Here is a 23,897-nt window from a genome sequence, read left to right on the forward strand (position 1 = left end):
AATAAAAGGAAACCCTACTATGGCTGAATTCGGTAATTACATTATTTATTTGATTATGGTGGGCGCTGTTGTCGGCGCCGTCGCCTCAATTGTTAGACCTACCAGTGATTTAGGGAAAGAGTTTGTTAATGGTATTTTCTCCATTGGCCCAGTATTTTTAGCGCAAGCGGGGATCATGGCAGCTGTACCTCTGCTTTCTCAACTTATCTCTTATATACTTGGGCCAGTATTCTCATCCGTTGGCTCCGATGTTTCCATTGCCGCATTATCCATTATTGCGGTTGACATGGGGGGATACCAGCTAGCAGATGCATTGACCACTAACCGCGATATGTGGATCACGGCGATGCTGATCGGTTATACCTCTGGAGCAACTATTGTCTATTTGATCCCTGTTGGTTTAACTATGCTAAACCGCAAAGATCATAAATACCTTGCACTAGGCGCAATGGCAGGGCTGATTTCAATACCTTTCGGTGTATTGGCATCGTTATTATTGATCACTTTCAATAATATCCCTGTCAGAGATATTATTTCGACTAATTCACCAGCAGCTCACCATTTGACTCTTGATTTTCTGACCATGCTACAGTACTTAATGCCGCTGTTTGTATTCTGCTTCTTGCTTGCCGCTGGCTTGAAGTATCGCCCTATGATGATGGTTACCGGCTTTTTGATTTTTGGTAAGATCATGGATGCTTTCGTCAAGCTAGTGCTGGCATTCTCGATTGTAGAACACTTTACAGGCGTATTCACAAAAGTGTTTGGAGCGTGGGGTTTCGATCCGCTATTTGCCGATCAAAATGAGTTATTCCGAGCCATCGAGATCGCTGGCTATATTGGCATCATGTTGGCAGGGACTTTCCCTATTTGCTACTTGTTCCAGCGCTACTGCAAACCTTTAGTTCGTTCGCTTAGTCGTCGTTTAAAGTTAACCGAAAGCGGGTCGTTAGGTTTTATCATGGTAATGGCAAATATCATCGCAACCTATCATTTATTTAAAGATATGCGTGCAAGAGATAAAGTACTGTGTGTGGCATTTGGTGTTTGTGCTCAAGCAACCATTGGTGACCACTTAGCATTCACAGCAAACTTCCAGCCAAATCTCGTGATCCCAATTTTACTGGGCAAACTGGTTGGCGGTTTCCTAGCCGTCTTCATCGCTATCAAAATTTCAGTACCACAAGCGATGCGTTATGAGGCCGAAGATGAAAAAGCACTGGAGAATGCTCATCAGGAACAGCCTATAGCCGTTGCGAAACAAGCGTAATCTTTTTAATAACTAGTACGTTGGTAACACTGCACTAAAATTATTGATGGAGTGGGATAAAGCATGATCTATCCCACTCCGTATTCACAATTGAGCACCAATAGATTGTTTTTCTTATTTGTTTCAAATTATTAGTCAATTCTGTCAAAAATACCCTATCTGATAGTCGCCTAAAAACACAGTTTACTCTTTTTAAATAAAGATCAATTAGATAATATTTACTTTCTCTCGTGATACTACCAACGATGATATTTAATCCTGCAATAAATCCAAATAAGAAACATCAATAATAAATTTATTCATATTTTCTTCATTTTTTAGAACATATGAGTAGTTATACTTAATCTCGCCTAAACCATTATTGATGATATTTTTTGTGTCCTCCTTCCCCCACTGTGTGGGGGGTTTTTTCTTTTTCTCCCCACAAAAAAATACCCCAAGGCTTTACACCATGAGGTATTGTTTATACAGATACTTCGTAAAAATTATCGATCCCAGTAAGATTCTTCTAAACTATCTTCTTTTTCTGGTAAACCCCGTGTTAAACGAGGAGAATGCTGAGAAAGCACTTGATAACTAACACGATTAGCATACTTACATACTTGCGCCAGTGAAGAGTAAGTTAAGTATTGACGACTATGTTTACTTGAATTAGGTACATTCATGCGATGATAGGAATTAGCCGTAATATCATGTAATAAAGCCGATAACGCACCATCACCTGCGCCATTCGTGTTCATGATTTTTTCAGGCCCCCCCATGTAAGGCTCAATGTGTGAATAGATGCGCATTGGAACATCACAATCCTGTCTACGCATAGCTCGACTAAATTCATACAAATTAAATTCAGCAATCGCTCCTGGTAGCAACGGGTGTTGAGTTGTTCGTTTAAAAGCCTCTTCAGTGTAACCGGCCATATAAAGCCCTGATGGCCCTGCGGTACACAAAACAAGATCAACCCAATTTAGTGCCATATCAGAGGCAAGTAAGGGATCATTAAAACCAGTGAGTTCTAATGCTTCATCTTCATTCATTGCTACTACTGATACATGCTCTGCAAGAAAATCACGCCAAAATTGCGGATCTTGTGCAATCACAAATTTAGTCCCTAACGTCAATACCACAGGGACATTGTGTTTTTTAGCATAATGGATCGCTTGCATGGTCGCTTCAGGCATGGTCTCACCGGGTTTACAGCGTACTAAGTAAGCGGTTAATACTAATGCTGAAGCGCCTGCAATAATTTCTTCTGGAATACTTTCAGGGCGTAAGCGATTCATATGCCCCGGACTAATGGCAAATGTTCGTTCACCGTTTTCAGTAATCAAAGTAAAACAACGCCCAATAGGCCCATCAACCCCTTGCAAGTAGTTGAGATCCATACGACTTGAGGTATGGCATAGGTATCGATAAGAATAGCTGCCTATTTGAATGTTGTTACACATCGTACCCAATAAGACTGAACGGTCATCAGCAAGCACTGAATAGTTGTGCAGTGTATTGCCAATAGTGCCCCCAGCAAACTCATGCGTAATTAATGAATTGCTGGTTAACTCTTCATACAGCGCTTCTGCTGCATCATCTTCAATAACTAACGAATGACCTTTACTTAGCTGATAACGTTCAATAAACGAATCATCGACCTTAGCTTCAATATCTACCAAGGTTTGGTCAATGCCGACAATATAAGATTTGCAGTTTTCACTGTCATCCATACGTTCTTTAATAGGCTGTAACAGCGGATCTTTAAGACTAACAGGAAAGTAATGCTTTGATTTACGTTGACCGGGGAATTTCATAGTGAACAAGTTTGAAAGTATACATTGAAGGTTATTCTAGCACGATAAATAAAAGCCAGCACCTCTCATGAAGGTACTCGCTTTGTAGACTCTAAATCGTTTGAGGTACAGCTAGGCTACAAGTGAGTGTAGCCTAGCTGTACCTCAAGGTATAACCAGTATAACGAATGTATTGGCTATTTAGTCAGCGTGTTATTTTTTTTAAAATCACGATATAGCTCGCGAGTTAACACATATGAGCAGCTTAAGATCATAGCTAAGATAGCACTCAGAGCAACAATCAATGCAGATTTTGGTGAATCCTTTTTCGTCGGTAAGTCAGGCGCTAAAATAAATTTAATTGGCATAAATTCGATAGTATCAATATCCAATTCAGAGAGGTTTTTGATATAGTGTTGGCGAATTTGTAAGTCTTCGCTCAACAATGCAATATCACGGTTTTGTAGCTCAATCGCCAGTTTTTTCTCCAGTGCCTCAGTCCCTAATGCGATAGGATAATCAGGATCATCACTGATAATTGCAGAATCCGTCACAATAGGCTTACGTACACCCGCCGCTTTAGCGATATCAATAGCGCGTTTCAACCTTTCAACTTTGACATCATATTCAGTACGAATTTTAGTCACTTCCTGTTTGAAAGTTTCATTGGCAAATACTAACTGACGCGCAATTGCATTTTGAATATCGAGCTTAAACTGTTCCCTGACCTTTGTTGCAGTATAGCGGACATAGCCCGCTAACAAGTCCTGAGCCTCAGAAGGCTGCGGTGCAGTAAACGTCAGTACGATGTCGGTTGACGTACTATTTTTCTCTTTTGACTGATCTTGGATTTGGATGCTATTCGCGATAATGGTATTAACCAAACGTTGGTCACCATTTTCTTTATCAGCAGGATCAACTTGTTCAGCTAGCTTTTTATAGTATTCAGTACTACGAACATAAGCTTCTTGGTTAACCTTAGAACGATATTGATCAACAAAAGCACTAAATATTCGTGACGCTGATAAATCAATTTTGACATCTAACACTGTTAATTGGGCACCCAATGTATTGATATCTTTGATTTCTTCAGATGATGGCGGAATAATAACCGCCGTACTACTCCATTTTTGTGGTAACTGAGTGACCACTAATGCACTGATAAGTGTGATAACAACAGTGATAGCGATAATAAGAAGTTTATTTCTCACTAAAACAGCAAACAGGGCCATTAAATCAATTTCATCGCTTTGCTGCATATTAAATTGTGGGACCTGTATTTTTGCGGCTGTTTTACCATCCTGCGATTCTTTATCAGTGCTCATATAATTTCCAATTAAATACCAAATTAAGAATACTACTAATTTTTATATCGGCTAGTATAATGATTTTTCCAATTTATGATATATCGATTAACACCCGTTTTTATCTCAATTTAAAAGTTAAAGCTATCTAATTTTACTACTAATAAGTGATTTAAATAAGTTAATATTGTCATCACTATCATTTAAAGCCGGTATATAGTGAAATGACTTTCCGCCGTTACTTTTGAAAAAGTGTTGATTTTGCTCACTAATTTCTTCCAGTGTTTCTAAGCAATCCGCAGAAAAACCCGGACATATTACCTGAACTGACGTTACTCCTTTATGAGGTAATTCGTTCATTGTTTCATCAGTATATGGTGTTAACCAAGGCTCTCGGCCAAAACGAGATTGATAAGTCATCAATATACGATCTTGTGGATAGTTTAATCTTTGTTTAATTAAATCGGTCGTTTTTTGACAATCTTGTTCATATATATCGCCAGTTTCAATATATCTTTTTGGGATCCCGTGAAACGATATGACTAATCTATCGGGCTCACCATGTTGTGCAAAACTTTTCTCAATAGAGTTCACTAATCCCTGAATATAATCGGGGTGTGTTGCGTAATGACGAATAAAATGTAATGACGGTATTGTACGCATCTTTTTAAAGATAGCAGAAATGCCATCATAAACCGCTGCTGTCGTTGTACAGGAATATTGTGGATAAAGTGGCAACACTACTAACTCTGTCACCCCTTGGCTCATCAGTGCATCAATCGCACTTTTTAAGGAAGGTGAACCATAACTCATTCCGACTTCCATTGGGATATTAGGGAAGTGCGGAGCAAGTTTTTCCTTTTGACGTAAAGTATAGGCTAGTAATGGCGAACCTTCCTCTGTCCAAATAGATTGATACAGCTTAGCCACTTTTGGTGAGCGAAAAGGTAAAATAGCACCGTGTAAGATAGGCTTCCAAATAAGCCGAGGAACATCAATAACACGCTCATCACTTAAAAATTCTGCGAGGTAACGCTTAACTGCTGGGGTTGTTGGGGAATCAGGGGTTCCTAAGTTAACCAATAAAATGCCATATTTACATTCAGACACGATGATTACTCCTTAATGATAATTATTCCCAACTTTATAACACATAATACAATCTTTTTATTGCCTAAAAGCAAAGGCAGCGGTTATCGCTGCCTTTGCTGGTAACTATGGTGACTAATTAGCCAAGAATTTTTGCTAATTCAGCACTCACTTCAGTCACTTTACGGGTGCCATCAAGCTTGAAGTACTTGGTATTGCCTGCTTCGGCTTCTTTTTGATAATAAGCAACCAAAGGCGCAGTCAAATCATGATATTCAACCAAACGCTTACGAACGGTATCTTCTTGATCATCTTTACGAATAGTCAGCTCATCACCAGTGACATCATCTTTGTTTTCAACTTTAGGTGGGTTGAATGTCACATGATAAACACGGCCTGAAGGCGCATGTACACGGCGACCAATGATACGCTCAACAATGATTTCATCTGGTACATCGAATTCAAGTACGAAATCAACGTTAATGCCAGCTTCTTTCATTGCATCTGCTTGTGGGATCGTACGCGGGAACCCATCCAACAAGAAGCCATTGCGGCAGTCATCTTGTTTGATGCGCTCTTTAACCAATGCAATAACTAATTCATCAGTAACTAGTTTACCGTTATCCATTAGCTCTTTTGCTTGTAAACCTAGCTCACTACCCGCTTTAACTGCTGCACGTAGCATATCGCCAGTTGAAATTTGTGGGATCCCAAATTTCTCCATAATAAATTGAGCTTGAGTGCCCTTACCGGCGCCTGGAGCACCGAGCAGAATGATACGCATTGCGTAAACCCCTTGCTATTTAGTTTTTTATAATTTGAAAGAAAACAAGATACCATACCATTAGCATGGCGCTTTACTCAAGAACACACGTAAACGTTTTCGCATTTAACTTCTTTCGCAAAAGAAAAAAACCACGCTAAAGCACAAGCTAAAACGTGGTTTTTGCTCAAAAACGAAACTTCATCGCTGCGTTATTTTAATAATAATTCATTGATTTTACGAATAAATAAATTTGGATCTTCTAATGTTCCACGCTCAGCGAGCAACGCTTGATCCAATAGCACATCAATCCAATCAGCAAACAAAGCCTCATCAGTGACTTCAGATGCTTTCTTGACCAATGGATGTGCTGGATTCAATTCGAAGTTATATTTAACTTCCGGAGCAGCCTGACCCGCAGCAGCAAACAATTTAGCCATCTGGGTACTCATTTCATCTGCATTTGTGGTTACAATCGCAGGTGTATCTGTTAAACGATGTGTGAGTTTAACTTCTTTAACCCGTTCACCTAGCAAGGTTTTAACACGCTCAACAAATGGCTCTAACTGCTTTTCTGCTTCTTCTTGCTCAGCTTTATTTTCATCTGCTAGTTTGTCTAGCGACTCATCCGCTTTACTCACCGATTGGAACTGTTTGCCATCAAACTCAGACAAGTAGTTCATCATCCACTCATCAATACGATCGGAAAGCAGTAATACCTCGATACCTTTTTTACGGAATAGCTCTAAGTGAGGGCTGCTCTTCGCTGCTGCATAGCTATCAGCAGTAATGTAATAGATTTTATCCTGACCATCGACCATACGGCTGATGTATTGCTCTAAAGAGACGCTCTGCTCACTACTCTCATTATAAGTGGAGGCAAAACGTAATAGCTTAGCAATCGCTTCACCGTTGCTACTATCTTCCGCAGGGCCTTCTTTCATCACTAGCCCAAATTGCTGCCAGAAAGTTTGATACTTTTCTGCGTCGTTCTTAGCTAATTTTTCCAACATCTGTAGCACACGTTTAGTCAGTGCGCTACGTAAGCTACGCGTTAATGCACTATCTTGCAAAATTTCGCGAGAGACGTTGAGTGGTAAATCGTTAGAGTCCAAGACACCACGCACAAAACGTAGATAGTTAGGCATGAATTGTTCAGCATCATCCATAATAAATACACGCTGAACATATAATTTTAATCCATGACGCTGTTCACGATTCCACATATCAAATGGTGCCTGTGAAGGGATATACAGCAAGCTCGTATACTCTTGCTTACCTTCAACACGGTTATGTGACCACGTTAGTGGATCTGCATAATCATGGGAAATATGTTTATAGAATTCAGTGTACTCTTCATCTGAAATCTCAGATTTATTGCGCGTCCATAATGCTTTTGCTTGATTGATTTTTTCCCAAGTGATTGTGCCGTCTTCTTCGTTCTTAACTTCAATTTCAACAGGCAACGCAATATGGTCAGAATATTTGCTGATCACTGAGCGTAAACGCCAGTTATCTAAAAATTCGCTTTCATCGGCACGTAAATGTAACGTGATTTCAGTACCACGTTCGGCTTTTTCGATATCAGCGATAGTATATTCACCCTCACCTGCCGACTCCCAAAACACACCTTGATCTGCTGCTGCACCGGCAGCACGGCTGCGAACAGTGACTTTATCGGCAACAATAAATGCAGAGTAAAAACCAACACCAAATTGGCCAATCATTTGGCTATCTTTTGCTTGGTCAGTACCCAAAGATTCTAAAAAGGCTTTTGTACCTGATTTAGCGATAGTTCCTAAGTTATCAATAACTTCATCACGGCTCATACCGATACCGTTATCGCTAATCGTCAGTGTTCCATTCTCTTTATCTGCGCTGATGCGAACACGCAGTTCACCATCGTTTTCATACAGTTCTGGTTTAGACAGAGCTCTAAAACGTAATTTATCTGCGGCATCAGATGCGTTTGAAATAAGTTCACGCAAAAAGATTTCTTTGTTTGAGTAAAGAGAGTGGATCATCAACTGGAGAAGTTGTTTTACTTCGGATTGGAACCCACGAGTTTCTTGTCCTTTCATACTCATTAATGGCCTCTATATCATCAATCTAATAGGATAGTTTTGACTAATCGATGAAGTTTAACTGGGGGCAAAAAATAAGAATTCAACTCAGTAAGGTAAAAAAGCGGTAAAGCTAGGGGAATTTGGATGTGATTAATTCATTTTATTAAATATTTTTCAAGCTACCAAGTAGACCTGTAGCTTGAAAAATAACTATATTCTCTGTCTTCCCGCTAAGGAGTGAGAAAGTGTTGTACCATCAACCATTTCGAGTTCACCACCAACAGGAACGCCATGAGCAATACGGCTAGCTGTCACCCCATATTGCGCACACATTTGCCCAATATAGTTTGCTGTTGCTTCGCCTTCAACAGTCGGGTTAGTTGCGAGTATCACTTCTGTAATGGTTTCAGAAGATAAGCGCTCTTCTAGCCTATCAAGACCAATATCCATAGGCCCAATACCATCGAGAGGCGATAAATGCCCCATCAATACAAAGTAACGCCCTGAGAACTGCCCAGTTTGTTCAACAGCATAGATATCTGCGGGGCTTTCAACCACACAAATCAATCCATTTTGCTGACGCCGTGGATTCTCGCAGATATTGCACACTTCTTGTTCAGTAAAAGTGCGACAATCACGACAATGGCCTATTTCTGACATCGCGCGAGTGAGCGACTGCGCTAAGCGCATGCCGCCACTACGATCACGCTGGAGTAGATGAAAAGCCATTCGCTGCGCTGACTTTGGCCCCACTCCTAGGAGACAGCGCAAAGCTTCCATTAACGACTCAAGAAGCGGACTGGTTTGCATTAGAATGGCATCTTAAAGCCAGGTGGCAATTGCATACCACTTGAAACACTCGCCATTTTCTCTTTTTGCGTTTCTTCGATACGACGAGCTGCATCATTGAATGCAGCGGCAATCAAATCTTCCAACATGTCTTTGTCATCTTCAAGCAGACTTGGGTCAATTTCAACGCGGCGGCAGTTATGTGATCCATTAATTGTCACTTTAACCAGACCAGCTCCAGATTCGCCTGTAGCTTCTAGGTTGGCAATTTCTTCCTGAACTTTCTGCATTTTGTCTTGCATCTGTTGGGCCTGCTTCATCAGGTTCCCCAAACCACCTTTACCAAACATAGTCATCTCTCACTACTGAGGCCACAGCTTACTCACAGAGACTGTAGCGTTAAACGGGGCGGATACTCTCTTCGTCTAACTGAGCATCAAACATTGAGCGCAGCTTTTGAATCGTTTTATCCGCAATAATTGACTGGCGAGCTTGCGCCAGCTTCTCTTCATAAATTGCTTGTCGCCATTCTAGCGGTGTTTTCACCTCATTATTATCATCTTGAACAATATTCAATTCAACAGGATGACCATAATGTTGGCTTAATGCACTTTGCAAAGCTTCTTGTGCCGAAGGCTTATTCAAATGACGTTGTGTGGAACGCAAATGCAAAACCATTTGCGATTCACCTATTCTTTCTATATATGAATTCAAAGCTAATTGTTCAACTAGCTTAGGTATTTTTAATTGTGCAATTTCTGCTGACCAGCTATCTCTTTCACGCCCTTCCTCAATAATTTTCATTGCCAATTCAGGCGTTTTTTCATATTCGAGCGCTTCTTTTATCTCTGTAGGGGTTGTAACCGCCTCTTTTGCTTGGCTATCTTCAAACTGCGGTCGCCACTGATAAGGCTTGGCCTTAGTCGCTTTTTTGGTTTCCGCTGCACGGCTCGCTATATTTTGCTGATGTTGGCTGGTGACAGCTGCCAGCCTCTCAAGTGCTGACATCGCCGGCTTAGCCTGTTCAGGCGCGGCCGGTTTATTCTTTTTTGCGTTGGAGCCCTCATTTTGCGAAGAGAGCAAGGCTTCTCTGGCTTTTAATAACTGTGAGGTTGGGCTATTTTCCGCTATTACGGCTGGAGCTGGACGAGCGGGTGGCGCTGTCCGTGCCACTGTAGGCGGAGTTAGTTGGGTCGTTGGAGCTGGTGATATAGGTTCTTCAATCACATTTTTAGGGTGGAAGGCCAATGCACGTAACAATGCCATTTCAACGCCCATACGGCGCTCTGGTGCATAAGGGAGATCACGACGACCAACTAGCAACGTTTGATAAAATAATTGCAAGTCTGCTGGCGAAATCATTCGTGCAATTTGCCTGAGCCGCCCTTCCGTTGAAGAAGGATCCGTCTCTTTGACAGCAGGTAACAGCTGGATCATCGCGATACGGTGCAACAACGAAAGTATCTCAACCAGTAGGTTTTCCCAGTCTGCGCCTCGCACTGCGGCTTGTTCTACTTCCGACATCACAGCAATGCCATCTGCACGAATCAACGCTTCAATAATGGCTAAAGGTTGTTCATCATCCAGCGTGCCTAACATTTGGCTGACGATGTCCGCGGTCACCTTTCCTTGCCCCATTGCAATGGCTTGGTCAGTTAAACTCAGTGCGTCACGTAAACTGCCATCTGCTGCTCGTGAGAGCAATTGGCGAGCTCGGCTATCATGTTCAATGCCTTCTGCATTTAAAATATGTTCCAGTTGTTCGCTGATTTGAGCAACATCCAACGCTTTTAAGTGGAACTGTAAGCAACGCGACAGAATTGTCACTGGCAGCTTTTGCGGATCCGTGGTCGCAAGCAAAAACTTGACATGTTCAGGTGGCTCTTCCAGCGTTTTGAGCAACGCATTGAAGCTATGACGCGATAACATGTGCACTTCATCGATAAGATACACTTTAAAGCGGCCACGAGCCGGTGCGTACTGTACGTTATCTAATAACTCGCGGGTGTCCTCAACTTTTGTTCTTGATGCCGCATCAATTTCAATCAAATCAACAAAACGGCCTTGTTCTATTTCTAAGCAATTTGCACATTTACCACAAGGTGTTGCGGTGATCCCTGTTTCGCAATTAAGGCCTTTTGCAAAGAGACGAGCGATTGTTGTTTTGCCGACACCACGGGTACCAGAAAACAGATAGGCGTGATGGAGCCTCTGGTGCTCCAGACCATTTGCGAGTGCGGTCAATACATGCTGCTGACCAACGACATCAGAAAATTTTTGGGGGCGCCACTTACGGGCAAGTACCTGATAGCTCATGAATTATGCAGTTTCTAAACAGGGTGATAGCACCATGCTACCACAGCCTCATCCCTTACGGCGAGACTGTGATAAAAATAGTCGTGAAAATTAGGATTAGTGACCTGGGAATTCAACTAAACTAAATGAATGGATACCTTCTGCGGCAAGACGTTCTACACCACCAAGATCAGGTAGGCTAATGATAAACGCGGCATCAACAATATTTGCACCTAACTGTTTAATCATTTTGACAGTAGCTTCAATAGTTCCCCCTGTCGCCAGTAGATCATCAATCACCAAAACATTATCTTCAGGCTGAATGCTATCTTTATGGATTTCAAGAGTATCTGTACCGTATTCCAAAGCATATGTCATACTGAGCACTTCACGTGGCAATTTGCCTTTTTTACGTACAGGAACAAAGCCAACACCTAGGCGCAATGCAACAGGCGCACCAAAGAGAAAACCGCGGGCTTCCGTACCAACAATTTTAGTCACACCTCTGTCTTTATAATGCTCTACCAGCAGATCGATAGTTGCCTGATAAGCAGTAGGATTGTTCAATAATGTCGTAATATCACGAAATAGCACACCTTCCTTTGGATAATCAGGGATTGATGCGATACTTTCTTTAATTAATTGCAGTTGTTGCTCTTTAGCGGTCATAATAAGTGCCAATATAGTATAAATACGAAAGGATATACTCGTCATACTTCAAGTTGCAGCGTTGTTGAACTGCGTTCACTCGCGCCAGTCACATAGTTATCTATGCTCCTAGCGACTCGTTCACTTGTCGCCTAGCTGCACCTCGAATTATTTAGAGTATAGAATCTATTTAAAGTACCATAAAATTGCAATAAGAGGCCGTATATTTACGGTTTGTTCTATGATCATCATACTTCAATTTTCAGTGTTTTCCATTAAGTATGATAGCAGCCCTCAAATTATTTAGCGTATATTAACACACATCAATTTTTCATACTTTTTAACTTTTATTGGAATTAAAATGAAGACTAAATCTCTTTTAGATGTGTTAAAGATACAAATCGAGCAACTACAAGCACGCATTGCTCCCATTGCCGACCAGGAATTTTCACATTCACGCTTTGATAGCCAGCTTTTTAGTAGTAAATCAACCCATCTAGGTGATTGTCAGAAAGAGCTCGATAAGTTGTATCAACAACTCTGTAACAGCGTATCACTCAATCACAAAGAGCAAGTAAATTTTCTAACAGAGAAAATTGCTCATCAAATCCAAGCACTGTCACGGGAGCTATCGACACAATCTTTACGCGACAAAGAAAACGCCTTTCAAGAAAAGAAAGAACAAGTTGATCTTTATGAACGCTTAGCACAGCATCAAGATTATGAACGCCGCTTAGTTGGCATGATGAACGAACGTGAACTGCAACTCAGCACCTTAAGCGATCACACAAAACGCCACCAATGCCAAAAAGAGATTGCGACGTTAGCTGGGCGGCTATATCGTTGCCGCCAAGCACTGATCCGCATTGAAAAAGCGATTGAACATCAAGAAAATCAATTTTTAGAGTGAGTTTTTACCGTAGATCGCTTCATTAACGATTTAATGCAATAACTACAAACGATAGCGAACAAACCACCTATCAACGTTTCCATGATCCTTTCGGACAATAAGTGGTAGTCAACATTATTAAAATAAATTGACATTTCGATCAGTGATAATACTAACCCTGTGATACAAAAAGTACCAAATACATTATTCTTCTTATTATTACTAATTGGGATCAAGAATGAAAATAATAAGATAAGAGCAAAACCAATGTAAGGCATCAGCACCGCGGTATTGAAGGATAAATACAATACAAACACCACAATTAATGTACCAATCACTCTGTCACGAGTTAGCTTAATAATATTTGTGAGTTTAGGATTCAATACAAAAATAAAGGTCAGCGGTGCCCAAAAAAAGTGGTCTACATTGATAGCTCTAGAGACTAAAACACATAGCACTAGCCCAATCGAGTAAATCAATGATTGATAAATTAAGTTGTAGTTTAGCTTATCTCTTTTTAGGGAAATATATTTTTTAATCTGAAATAAAGATATCTTTTCACGCTTACTCATACTATAGCAGAAAGCAAGTGTGATAAAGGTACCAATCAGTAAACCTATCACTAACCCATCAAAACTGGCTTTGTTCAATGTCGCCCCTATGATATAAAAAATCATAAAGTACTTAATCGACATATCTAAAGATGAATCAATATTATAAAATTGATAGTAGAAAAAAGGCGCTAAAAATAAAACGATAAAGAATAAATAATTAATTCCAAGGTAGTAACCTAGGGCGGAACCAACAAATACAAATAAAGAACATAACAATGAATAAACAATGTTTTTGTAACGGCTCGCTTTATTGAAAATAGTATAGCCATGTAGTGTTGACAACGAACTCCATAATGTCGCATCAATACCTGCGACTTGATAAGTAATGAGAAAGCTGACCACAACACAAAATGTTAAGTAAAAACTTTCTGATAATTTCGTCACAACATCACCTAATTACATTCATTTCAATAAAAGAGCACTAATACACTAACATGCCTCTATAGCTATCACAACACAAACTAGTAGGTTATATCCCATTGTCTTTTAAGGATAATCTAATTAATATCTTTATCTGTTTGGACTCTAGATAATAGTTCATTATTTAATATATTCACTATTTTATCATGCAACTCCAACACGGTTATCCTGCTATAAAATCCAAAATCGACTTGCCCTCATTATGAGAAAAATTTACTATCCCTACATAGATATACAGTCTAAATCATTCAATAGTAGCTATCATATCTGACGGAAAGCACTGCAACTTAAAGTATAACGAGTAGACGAATATAAATTGCGTTATTAATCATAAGGAGCACGTATGGACTTACTAAAGGACGCCCCGCAAGAGACCCAACTCGCTGTTGACTTAATCTATCTACTCGAAACATCAGATATTGATACTGATGTGGTTTTGAAAGCGCTTGAAATTGTCAAAAACGATTACCTCACTAAACAGGCTACTGAAGCAACCTGCTTACCTAGCGAGTAATTAATCATCAAAATCTGTTTTCTTTTTAGGATCACGCTTGATTTCTTGAAGCTCATCACCTTGATTATTATGTAGATGAACTTCTAACTGATTAAAGGCTATATTAATATCATTTTCTCGACATAACCTATCTATTGCACGATTCACTTCATCACTGGTCGTTCCTCGGTCACCAATTTGGCGGACATAAAAACGCAGTTCATGATCTAAAGTGCTCGCACCAAATCCAGTAAAATAAACCGCAGGCCCAGGCTCTGTCATCACCTTACTGTTTGACGTGGCCGCGCTTAATAATACCTGTTTCACTTTATCAAGATCTGAGCCATAAGCCACACCGATAGCAACCGTGATCCTTGTCACCGTATCAGAGAGCGACCAGTTGATTAAACGCTCAGTCACAAATGCCTTATTCGGTATGATCACCTCTTTGCGATCAAAATCGATAATTGTTGTTGCCCGAATCCGAATTTTACTGACGGTACCTGAATAAGTCCCGATAGTTACTGTATCGCCAATTCGAATTGGCCTTTCAAACAATAAAATGATCCCTGAGACAAAATTAGCAAATATCTCTTGTAAACCAAAACCTAGACCAACCGTTAAAGCCGCTGCTAACCATTGAAGTTTACTCCATGTGATCCCCAGCATCCCCAATGAAGTAATCGCACCAATCCCAACAATAATATAAGTCAGGATGGTTGTAATCGCATACGTTGAGCCCTGACGCAATTTCAAACGCGATAATACTAGAACTTCTAACAAGCCCGGCAAGTTACGCGTCATAATCCATGCAACCACAATAATCACGAGAGCTAATATTAGATTAGCTAACGTCACCGACTGTAAAACGTTGGTTCCTTCCGCTGTTGTTCCAGTGTAATGCCATAAATCAACACTATCTAAAAACGAGAAAATGGTAATAAAATCAGACCAAATGGCATAAAATCCCAGAGCAAAAATAATAAACAGAACCATCGATGTTAAACGTAACGACTGTTGGCTGATCAGCTCAATGGTCATTGGCGGTTCTTTAATTGGTTCATTTTCGCCATTTTCTTCTTGGTTCTGTGCTTTGCGACGTTCGATGGCTCGTTGATATGCCAGTTTACGTGCAACTAAAGTCAGCCCACGTAAACATGCATTATAGGTAATATACCAAAGCAAAAATAAGTACAAACTGTCTAACCAACGATTCGCTAAACGTAGCGTAGTGTAATAATACCCCGCCATCATTAAGCCAATTAATATTAATGGTGAGAATGTCAGAAGTGTTATCACCACAGAGCGTGTTAAATGACTCCCTTTTTCCTGCCAAATCTGTTTGCAGAAGGGCAATGTAAAAATAAATAGTACCAATAGCGATGCTAAAACAATGAGTTGCCCAATAACATCTTCAGACACTTTTAATGGATTGATGATCCCATAGGTTGAAAAGTAAATGAGAGGTAAAAGAGGAATAGATAACCGAGTAAGCCGTCTACGTGTTTGCGACACGATAGCAGAATCGATACCAAAATGTTTCTCTGCAATCCCTTTTGGCTTCAATACTCGCCATATTAATTCAAAAAGAACCCAGAAAATGGCCAATTGCTGACAGAGTGCCCAAACAAACCCACCTTGAGCATTACCTGTTTTCAAAAACCAGTAACCCACCGCTAACAAAAACAGTGCAGCAGGTATGGTTTGCAGCACGGTAAGCAGTAATGCGATTGGCGTATTCAGCAAGCTATCTTGCCTTAAACTGGATAACCGATAGTCAATTTCTTGTAGACGCAATGAAATCTTACGATAGAGCCAAATAAATATGAGCGCTAATAGCAACAGCGGGAGTACGACTAATAATGAGTTAGTTAGCCCTCTTTTAATACTCCCTTTCGATAAACTAAAGTCAAACTGACTAATTTGTTGCGCGGCTGCGTCAGGAAAGGCCTCTACCCATGCAAGATCGATAGGTTTATTACTATTAACCCAAAAAATTTGCTGCGCCAACGTGTTTTCTAATGACTTCACAACACTCAACAATTGATTTTGATCGAGCTGCAAATTAATTGCTTGGGAAATTTGACTACCTAGCTGCAAATTTAATTCATCTAACAGCTCACGTCTGACATCTAATAACTTAATCAGCGCATCACGATCTTCGGGGGATAACAACCCCTTTTCAGTTTCAGCACCTGATTTTTCGGCTAACTGCTTTTCAATATTGCTAATATAAGTATTCACTTGATAGAGCGCATCTCTTTGCTGTGCTACATCAAACTGTTCAAGGCGTAAATCAGCAATCGTGACAGGTAGATTCTTAGTTAAAATATCATTTGGCAAATCAATTTGCTGTTGAAACAAAATCCGCGATAACAACAAGCTCCCACGTAACACGCTGATTTGCTCTTTTAAATTACGTTCTGACTGTGTTGCGCGCTCAAGCCATGCTTTTACCCTAATGCTATTTTGCACCATACGGTTATTCGCTTGAGTCACTTCGATCAAACGCTCACTTAATCCATTATTAATCGCTAACTCTTTTTGAATTAAAGGATTTTGTTTTAGCTGTAAATTATTCTCTGTCGAGCTTTGAGCTTCGCGCGCAGTCGCCTCTGAATCATTTAATCGCTTATCACTAATAAAAGATTGCAACAGCTGAATGCGTGTTTCTAATTGCTCAATATATAAAGTGGTATAATCACGCTGTTTTTGTAATACATCCTGTAATTGGGTATTACCCTGTAGCACATGTTTTTGATATTCATTTTGCTGCTGCAAATAGTTTTGTTCTATCTGAAGTAACTCAATCTGTGTATCACGTAACTTCGCTGATTCATTAAACACACTGTTTAATTCATTACGGATCTCTTGTAGCCGGCGTGCGTTGTCCAACATAATCGCTTGCGCTCTTTCAGGCTGGGTTTGCAGGCTAATGAGATAACTATTGTAGGTGGCAAGATCATTTTGTTCTGTCTGTAATTGCTCTAATGTGCTACTGAGCAGACTTTCAAGCTGAGATTGCGGGGCATTTTTAATACTGTTAGCAAAGTTAAGCGTTTCTTCTTCGCTACTATTTTTTAATTGCAATAGTGAACGTACCGCGTGCTTTGCATCATCACTCGCTCTCTCAAGGCTTTTTTGCAGTTCATCCGACTTATTATCTAATCGATTTAATTCATCATAAAACGTGAGCGCTTTTTCTAAATCTGCTATCGAGAGCTTATCTTCAGCGCTTTGATTGCTTTTCTTACTTAATGAGTTCAGTTGATTTTGAATATCGATTTTACTTGGCAGGGGATTGGTAGCGGCAAAGATATGACCCGAAAATAATAACACCATGAGTGTGACTAGCACACTAATCTGCCTAATCCATTGATTTTTCATTATCTGCATGACTGAACCCATAATAGGTTTTATTTATATTTTTTAATCGATACACCGCGTTGACTGCTCACAGCGTATCGCTGGCACTTAAAAGGTTAAGACCTTATCGGCTTCTAATGTCCAAGCTGCAAGCTCAACCAAAGTGCCAATCTCAACACCATCAGCTAAAGGTAGCTCACTCACACCACGTGCATCAGTACATGTTTTGCAGAGTTTAACGGCAACTTGTTGTGCGGTTAAAATTTCTAACATCTGTTGGATATTATAACCTTCCTTTGGCTTTTGAGTACTTAGCCCCGCGGTGACCGCATCCGACATTAAAAATAATCTAAGTTCCGTATTTGGATGCTGTTCTTTAAGGGTGATAGCCAAACGTAATGAATTAAATAGGGTTTCATTACCATAAGGGGCGCCATTCGCAATGATCAGAATTGATGACATCGTATTTCTCCAATTGCTTAGTCTATACTCATTTTATACTTCAAGTCGCAGCGCATTTAGTTAAGGTGTGGTGGCTAGGCTAGGTTTAGTCATACTAGTAACATTCTTTCTATGCACCTAGCCACTACATCACTTATCGCCTAGCTGTACTTCGAATTATTCAGAGTCTATTTCATTCGCAATGATGGACTATATTTTAATGTTTCCAGCATAGTATCCACCAAAGTTTCTGTACGTGTCTGTATATTAAAACTATCAGGCTGTAATAACCAGTTTTCCAGTAAACCACACACCATGGAGCGCAACATAATAGCTGAACACTCTAAATCAAGATTGGCGGGAAGCTGCCCTAAATCAACACAATTACGCAAATGTTCAACAATGCGATAGTGGCTAGCCATGAAGTTTTCTCTTTTGAGGTCAACAATTACCGCCATTTCTCCCACTAATTCACATTTGTGAAACAGAATATCCATCAAAGCACGATTTTTAGGGCTTTCAATAAAATCTGTCAAAATATAAACTAAAATCTCTTTTAGAATTGCCAGTGGATCATTACTATACTTCGAACGATAATAGTTCTCAGCCTGTAGTATTTGACTATCACTAAATTCACAAGCTTGCTGGAACAGATCAACCTTATTTTTGAAGTGCCAGTATATCGCACCACGGGTTACACCAGCGGCCTTTGCGATATCGGCTAAAGATGTCGCCGAAACACCTCGCTCAGAAAAGGTTTTGATGGCAGCATCTAAAATTTCCTGACGGGTTTCTTCGGCCTGTTGTTTAGTTTTTCGTGCCATTGTAACTCGTTTATCTACAAAGCTGATTTACATACAATAGTGTATGTTTGTACTATAGCATAGTGAAAAATCTTATTGTTTACCATTTTTCTTATTTTGTATTGTACTCATAATTATTGATTAATTGAGGTTAACTTATGCGAAAAAACAGAGGGGTGTTACCTCTGGCTCTGTTGGTTCTTTCAGGTGGCTTAGCTTTATCAGGTTGTAACGATGAACAGAAAGGTGGCGGTGAACGCCCGGCGCCTGAAGTAGGAATTGTTACGCTTAAAGCCGAACCTCTGACTATCAAGACCGAATTACCGGGTCGTACATCTGCATTCCGTATTGCAGAAGTTCGCCCACAGGTAAGTGGCATTATACTCAAACGCAACTATAAAGAAGGTAGCGATGTTGAAGCCGGGACGTCTTTATATCAGATAGATCCAGCGCCTTTCCAAGCCACTTTTGATAGTGCTAAAGCGGAACTTGCTAAAGCGCAAGCCAACGCCAATTTAGCGGGTTTGACAGTTAAACGCTACAAACCGCTCTTAGGTACTAACTATATTAGTCAGCAAGAATATGACCAAGCCACATCAACTTATGCGCAAGCTTTAGCTGCTGTTAAGGCCGCAGAAGCGGCTGTTGAAACGGCTCGTATTAACCTGAACTATACCAAAGTCACCGCGCCAATCAGTGGTCGCACTGGTAAATCAAATGTCACCGAAGGTGCATTGGTTTCTACTGGCCAAACTACTGAGTTAATGCGAGTTCAGCAACTTGATCCTATTTATGTTGATGTAACCCAATCCAGTGAGGATTTCTTACGTTTACGCAATGAAATAGAAAAAGGTGCTCTACAAAAAGAGCCGGGCAAAGCCCCTGTTAGCTTAGTCATTAATAATGGCCAAGAGTATGCTCAAAAAGGTGCTCTGGAATTTTCTGACGTTACTGTTGATGAGACAACAGGCTCAATCACAATGCGTGCGATCTTCCCGAACCCTAATAAAGAACTGATGCCAGGCATGTTCGTGCGCGCTATCTTAGAAGATGGTGTGAGAGAAAACGCAATTTTGGTTCCTCAACAAGGTTTATCTCGTACCCCACAAGGTGACTCTCAAGTCATGGTTGTTGGTGCAGAGAATAAAGTTGAAGTCAGAAAAGTGAAAGCTGCACAGGCTGTTGGCAACAAATGGCTGGTAACTGATGGCTTGCAAGATGGCGATCGCGTCATTGTGATTGGTCTGCAAAAAATCAAACCAGGTATTACTGTTGTACCTAAAGAAGCTAATTTAGAAACGCAATCTATAGACAATCAGGCACAACCTGAACAAAAGTCTAAATAAGGGAGCGGTTGATTAATGCCTAAGTTTTTTATAGATAGACCAATTTTTGCATGGGTAATCGCAATTATTACTATGCTTGCTGGTCTGCTGGCAATTATCAAGTTACCTGTAGCTCAGTACCCAACCATTGCGCCGCCATCCGTATCTATTTCGGCTAACTATCCGGGCGCGGATGCATCGACGGTACAGAATACAGTGACTCAGGTTATCGAACAAAACATGAACGGTATCGATAACTTGGTGTATATGTCATCAACCAGTGATTCATCAGGCTCCGCCAGTATCATGCTGACTTTTGAAGCAGGTACTGATGGTGATATCGCACAGGTTCAAGTTCAAAACAAACTACAACTCGCGATGCCATTGCTGCCACAAGAAGTTCAGCAACAAGGTATCAGCGTTGATAAATCTACCAGTTCATTCTTAATGGTAGCGGGTTTCGTTTCTGCCGATAATTCAATGGGACAATATGATATTGCCGACTATGTAGGCTCCAATATCAAAGATCCACTGAGTCGAGTTAACGGTGTTGGTGAAACTCAGTTGTTTGGTACGCAATACGCGATGCGCATCTGGTTAAAACCAGAGCAACTCGTGAAGTACAACATGACAACAACCGATGTTATCAATGCAATTAAAGTGCAAAACAACCAAGTTGCAGCGGGTCAATTAGGTGGTACACCGCCTGTTGACGGCCAGCGTTTAAACGTCTCAATCATTGCACAGACACGTTTAAACAATCCTGAGGAATTTGCCAATATCCTGTTACGTGTGAATCAGGATGGTTCTCAGGTTCGTTTAAAAGATCTGGCAACTGTTGAGCTTGGCGCTGAAAACTACAGTACTATTGCCCGATTTAACGGTAAGCCTGCTGCGGGTATCGGTATTAAACTAGCAACCGGTGCTAACGCATTGGATACGGCTAACAACGTCCGTGCGGCATTGGCGGGTATGGAGCCTTTCTTCCCTGAAGGGTTAGAAATCGTTTATCCATATGATACAACACCATTCGTTAAGATTTCGATTAACGAAGTAGTTAAAACACTGGTTGAAGCTATCATGTTGGTTGTCGTGGTGATGTATCTGTTCTTACAGAACATTCGCGCAACCTTGATACCCACTATCGCGGTACCTGTCGTCTTGCTAGGAACGTTTGCGATCCTCGCCGCATTTGGGTACTCGATAAACACCTTAACCATGTTTGCGATGGTACTTGCCATCGGTCTTCTTGTGGATGACGCCATCGTTGTAGTGGAAAACGTTGAACGTGTTATGCAAGAAGAGGGCTTACCACCAAAAGAAGCAACCAAGAAGTCCATGGGACAAATTCAAGGTGCATTGGTGGGGATTGCGATGGTTCTGTCTGCGGTATTTATCCCAATGGCCTTCTTTGGTGGCTCAACAGGGGCAATTTACCGTCAGTTCTCGATCACCATCGTATCGGCAATGATCTTGTCAGTACTTGTTGCCATGATCTTGACTCCGGCACTTTGTGCCACCATGTTGAAGCCTATCGAAAAAGGCAGCCATGGTAGCCAAAAAGGGTTCTTTGGTTGGTTTAACCGTACCTTTGAAAAACAAGCTCACCACTATACTGATAGTGTTAGCCGTATGCTGAATGGTACAGGCCGTTACTTGATCATCTATTTGATCTTAGTGGCTGGCATGGCATTAATGTTTATTCGTCTCCCCTCTTCCTTCTTACCCGAAGAAGACCAAGGGGTATTCTTAGCGATGGTTCAATTACCACCGGGATCAACGCAAGAGCAAACACAAGCCGTATTGGATGAAGTTAACACTTACTTCCATACAGACGAAAAACGTAATGTAGAATCAGTATTTACCGTTGGTGGCTTTAGCTTCGCAGGTCAAGGCCAAAACATGGGTCTGGCGTTCGTCGTGTTGAAAAACTGGAGCGAACGTAAAGGCGATGAAAACCATGTTGAGGCAATTGTTCAACGTGCCAATATCGCCTTGTCACAAAAACAAGAGGCAATGATATATGCCTTTAACCTGCCAGCCATTGTCGAGCTAGGTACAGCGAACGGTTTCGACTTTGAATTGGTAGACCAAGGTAACTTGGGGCATGACGCTTTAATGGCAGCACGTAACCAATTACTTGGTTTAGCGGCACAACACCCTGAAATGTTGCAAGGGGTTCGTCCTAACGGTCAAGATGATACATCGCAGTATCGTATCTACATTGACCAACAAAAAGCGCAAGCACAAGGTGTTGCTATCGCCGATATCAACGCAACATTAAGCTCGGTGTTTGGTGGAACCTATGTAAACGACTTTATCGACCGTGGTCGTGTGAAGAAAGTTTACGTTCAAGGTGATGCAGAAAGCCGTATGTTACCATCAGATATCAGCGCGCTATACGTTCGTAACGCTCAAGGCAACATGGTACCGTTCTCCGCGTTCTTGGATGAATCACAAGATCCGTGGAAATATGGCTCACCACGTTTAGAACGTTATAACGGTGTTCCGTCAATGAACATTCAAGGCCAAGCTGCACCAGGACAGAGTACTGGTGATGCAATGCTGATGATGGAACAATTAACAACAGAAAACTTACCGAAAGGTATCGGTTACGAATGGACGGGTATGTCATATCAAGAACGTCTATCTGGTAACCAAGCACCGGCTCTGTATGCTATTTCATTAATCGTCGTCTTCTTATGTTTGGCGGCATTGTATGAAAGCTGGTCTGTGCCATTCTCTGTTATGTTAGTTGTACCACTGGGTATTATCGGTGCGTTACTATTTACCTCAGTGCGTGGGCTTTCAAACGACGTATACTTTAAGGTGGGCCTCTTAACAACCATTGGTTTATCGGCGAAAAACGCAATCTTGATTGTTGAATTCGCCAAAGACTTGATGGAAAAAGAAGGCAAAGGACTCGTCGAAGCAACACTTAACGCAGTTAAGATGCGTTTACGACCAATCCTGATGACATCTCTAGCCTTTATGTTAGGTGTTATCCCACTGGTATTTAGTAATGGTGCAGGTTCTGCGGCACAAAACTCCGTTGGTACAGGTGTACTCGGTGGTATGTTTGCAGCGACCTCTTTGGCTATCTTCTTCGTTCCGGTATTCTTTGTGGTGATCCGTCGCCGCTTTAATAAGAAATCGGATGATATAGAGCATAGTCAACCACCGGCAAAAACTGAATAATCAGTTCAAATAAAATCATAGTTAAGGGCCACAAATCATTGTGGCCCTTTTTATTTTATCGTTGCAGTGGACTAATAGGTTTTCTCGATAGCTAAAGCTGCATTATTTACGATTGACTTCATCGTTGAGCTATTCAAAAGGGAACTCGATAAGCGACTATTTCTCATTTAGCTTATTTGCTCAGATAATACAGAATAACTTTTTGGTTTATTTTGCTATGCATCACTAGAAAATTGAGCGATTAGTCATGCTTGTATCGCTATCGAAAGGCTTTTGCTGCTAAACAAATCCGCCATAAACTCCACATGCAAATTATATAAGAATACTTATTAATATATTTCTACAA

The 23,897-nt window shown here is 40.8% G+C and carries 18 protein-coding genes; 5 read left to right on the forward strand and 13 right to left on the reverse strand.

Annotated elements, in window-relative coordinates; genetic code table 11:
- Positions 1-19 precede the first annotated feature (19 nt).
- Positions 20-1,270 carry an ethanolamine utilization protein EutH gene (eutH, locus tag SC428_RS09685; protein ID WP_140181745.1) on the forward strand — a complete coding sequence of 417 codons (1,251 nt, stop codon included), beginning with the start codon at positions 20-22 and terminating at the stop codon, positions 1,268-1,270.
- A gap of 485 nt (positions 1,271-1,755) precedes the next feature.
- On the opposite strand, the gene SC428_RS09690 is transcribed toward eutH, so the two are convergent.
- From SC428_RS09690 to apt, 9 genes are all read right to left on the reverse strand, one after another.
- Positions 1,756-3,069 (reverse strand): inosine/guanosine kinase, encoded by a 1,314-nt coding sequence (locus SC428_RS09690; RefSeq protein WP_140181747.1) that lies wholly within the window; start codon positions 3,067-3,069, stop codon positions 1,756-1,758.
- 176 nt (positions 3,070-3,245) lie between these two features.
- On the reverse strand, positions 3,246-4,373 hold the full coding sequence (wzz(fepE), locus tag SC428_RS09695) for an LPS O-antigen length regulator Wzz(fepE) (protein WP_140181749.1): 1,128 nt from the start codon (positions 4,371-4,373) through the stop codon (positions 3,246-3,248).
- Between the two features lie 123 nt (positions 4,374-4,496).
- Positions 4,497-5,462, reverse strand: a complete 966-nt coding sequence (hemH, locus tag SC428_RS09700; RefSeq protein ID WP_140185810.1) for a ferrochelatase — start codon at positions 5,460-5,462, stop codon at positions 4,497-4,499.
- A 118-nt stretch (positions 5,463-5,580) separates the two neighbouring features.
- The gene (gene adk / locus SC428_RS09705) at positions 5,581-6,225 is read right to left on the reverse strand and encodes an adenylate kinase (RefSeq protein WP_070925173.1); all 645 of its coding nucleotides are present in this window, start codon (positions 6,223-6,225) and stop codon (positions 5,581-5,583) included.
- Positions 6,226-6,416: 191 nt separating this feature from the next.
- A complete protein-coding gene (gene htpG / locus SC428_RS09710; RefSeq protein ID WP_139158606.1) occupies positions 6,417-8,291 on the reverse strand; it encodes a molecular chaperone HtpG in 1,875 nt (624 codons plus the stop codon).
- Positions 8,292-8,480: 189 nt separating this feature from the next.
- On the reverse strand, positions 8,481-9,080 hold the full coding sequence (gene recR / locus SC428_RS09715; RefSeq protein ID WP_318707331.1) for a recombination mediator RecR: 600 nt from the start codon (positions 9,078-9,080) through the stop codon (positions 8,481-8,483).
- Positions 9,080-9,409 (reverse strand): YbaB/EbfC family nucleoid-associated protein, encoded by a 330-nt coding sequence (locus SC428_RS09720; RefSeq protein WP_070925175.1) that lies wholly within the window; start codon positions 9,407-9,409, stop codon positions 9,080-9,082. The genes recR and SC428_RS09720 overlap by 1 nt, the downstream gene beginning before the upstream one ends.
- Before the next feature lie 49 nt (positions 9,410-9,458).
- Positions 9,459-11,375, reverse strand: a complete 1,917-nt coding sequence (dnaX, locus tag SC428_RS09725; protein ID WP_140181757.1) for a DNA polymerase III subunit gamma/tau — start codon at positions 11,373-11,375, stop codon at positions 9,459-9,461.
- 96 nt (positions 11,376-11,471) lie between these two features.
- Positions 11,472-12,023, reverse strand: a complete 552-nt coding sequence (gene apt / locus SC428_RS09730; protein WP_070925177.1) for an adenine phosphoribosyltransferase — start codon at positions 12,021-12,023, stop codon at positions 11,472-11,474.
- A gap of 340 nt (positions 12,024-12,363) precedes the next feature.
- Between apt and priC the strand changes: the two genes are divergently transcribed.
- Positions 12,364-12,912, forward strand: a complete 549-nt coding sequence (gene priC, locus SC428_RS09735; RefSeq protein ID WP_070925178.1) for a primosomal replication protein PriC — start codon at positions 12,364-12,366, stop codon at positions 12,910-12,912.
- On the opposite strand, the gene SC428_RS09740 is transcribed toward priC, so the two are convergent.
- A complete protein-coding gene (locus SC428_RS09740; RefSeq protein WP_140181761.1) occupies positions 12,897-13,889 on the reverse strand; it encodes an FUSC family protein in 993 nt (330 codons plus the stop codon). The genes priC and SC428_RS09740 overlap by 16 nt on opposite strands.
- A gap of 379 nt (positions 13,890-14,268) precedes the next feature.
- Here SC428_RS09740 and SC428_RS09745 point away from each other — a divergent pair, with 379 nt between their 5' ends.
- Entirely contained in the window at positions 14,269-14,439 is a 171-nt protein-coding gene (locus SC428_RS09745; protein ID WP_081335838.1) for a YbaM family protein, read from the forward strand.
- On the opposite strand, the gene mscK is transcribed toward SC428_RS09745, so the two are convergent.
- The 3 genes from mscK to acrR form a co-directional block, all read right to left on the reverse strand.
- A complete protein-coding gene (mscK, locus tag SC428_RS09750) occupies positions 14,440-17,814 on the reverse strand; it encodes a mechanosensitive channel MscK (protein ID WP_318707336.1) in 3,375 nt (1,124 codons plus the stop codon).
- A gap of 78 nt (positions 17,815-17,892) precedes the next feature.
- Positions 17,893-18,246, reverse strand: coding sequence for a DsrE/DsrF/TusD sulfur relay family protein (locus SC428_RS09755; protein ID WP_070925180.1), 354 nt, complete (start codon positions 18,244-18,246; stop codon positions 17,893-17,895).
- Between the two features lie 167 nt (positions 18,247-18,413).
- Positions 18,414-19,049 (reverse strand): multidrug efflux transporter transcriptional repressor AcrR, encoded by a 636-nt coding sequence (acrR, locus tag SC428_RS09760; RefSeq protein WP_140181765.1) that lies wholly within the window; start codon positions 19,047-19,049, stop codon positions 18,414-18,416.
- Positions 19,050-19,186: 137 nt separating this feature from the next.
- On the opposite strand from acrR, the gene SC428_RS09765 reads away from it, so the two are divergent.
- Positions 19,187-20,374, forward strand: a complete 1,188-nt coding sequence (locus SC428_RS09765; RefSeq protein WP_070925182.1) for an efflux RND transporter periplasmic adaptor subunit — start codon at positions 19,187-19,189, stop codon at positions 20,372-20,374.
- Positions 20,375-20,389: 15 nt separating this feature from the next.
- Complete coding sequence (locus tag SC428_RS09770; RefSeq protein WP_070925183.1) at positions 20,390-23,551, forward strand: efflux RND transporter permease subunit; 3,162 nt, start codon at positions 20,390-20,392, stop codon at positions 23,549-23,551.
- Positions 23,552-23,897: the final 346 nt, after the last annotated feature.

The organism is Providencia sp. 2023EL-00965 (genome assembly GCF_033550225.1).
GTDB lineage: Bacteria > Pseudomonadota > Gammaproteobacteria > Enterobacterales > Enterobacteriaceae > Providencia > Providencia manganoxydans.

Bases quoted from the DNA above. Each gene is read 5' to 3' on its own strand.
- eutH (WP_140181745.1), top strand. From the start codon at position 20: ATGGCTGAATTCGGTAATTACATTATTTATTTGATTATGGTGGGCGCT.
- SC428_RS09690 (WP_140181747.1), bottom strand. From the start codon at position 3,069: ATGAAATTCCCCGGTCAACGTAAATCAAAGCATTACTTTCCTGTTAGT.
- adk (WP_070925173.1), bottom strand. From the start codon at position 6,225: ATGCGTATCATTCTGCTCGGTGCTCCAGGCGCCGGTAAGGGCACTCAA.
- htpG (WP_139158606.1), bottom strand. From the start codon at position 8,291: ATGAGTATGAAAGGACAAGAAACTCGTGGGTTCCAATCCGAAGTAAAA.
- recR (WP_318707331.1), bottom strand. From the start codon at position 9,080: ATGCAAACCAGTCCGCTTCTTGAGTCGTTAATGGAAGCTTTGCGCTGT.
- SC428_RS09720 (WP_070925175.1), bottom strand. From the start codon at position 9,409: ATGTTTGGTAAAGGTGGTTTGGGGAACCTGATGAAGCAGGCCCAACAG.
- dnaX (WP_140181757.1), bottom strand. From the start codon at position 11,375: ATGAGCTATCAGGTACTTGCCCGTAAGTGGCGCCCCCAAAAATTTTCT.
- apt (WP_070925177.1), bottom strand. From the start codon at position 12,023: ATGACCGCTAAAGAGCAACAACTGCAATTAATTAAAGAAAGTATCGCA.
- priC (WP_070925178.1), top strand. From the start codon at position 12,364: ATGAAGACTAAATCTCTTTTAGATGTGTTAAAGATACAAATCGAGCAA.
- SC428_RS09745 (WP_081335838.1), top strand. From the start codon at position 14,269: ATGGACTTACTAAAGGACGCCCCGCAAGAGACCCAACTCGCTGTTGAC.
- mscK (WP_318707336.1), bottom strand. From the start codon at position 17,814: ATGCAGATAATGAAAAATCAATGGATTAGGCAGATTAGTGTGCTAGTC.
- SC428_RS09755 (WP_070925180.1), bottom strand. From the start codon at position 18,246: ATGTCATCAATTCTGATCATTGCGAATGGCGCCCCTTATGGTAATGAA.
- acrR (WP_140181765.1), bottom strand. From the start codon at position 19,049: ATGGCACGAAAAACTAAACAACAGGCCGAAGAAACCCGTCAGGAAATT.
- SC428_RS09765 (WP_070925182.1), top strand. From the start codon at position 19,187: ATGCGAAAAAACAGAGGGGTGTTACCTCTGGCTCTGTTGGTTCTTTCA.
- SC428_RS09770 (WP_070925183.1), top strand. From the start codon at position 20,390: ATGCCTAAGTTTTTTATAGATAGACCAATTTTTGCATGGGTAATCGCA.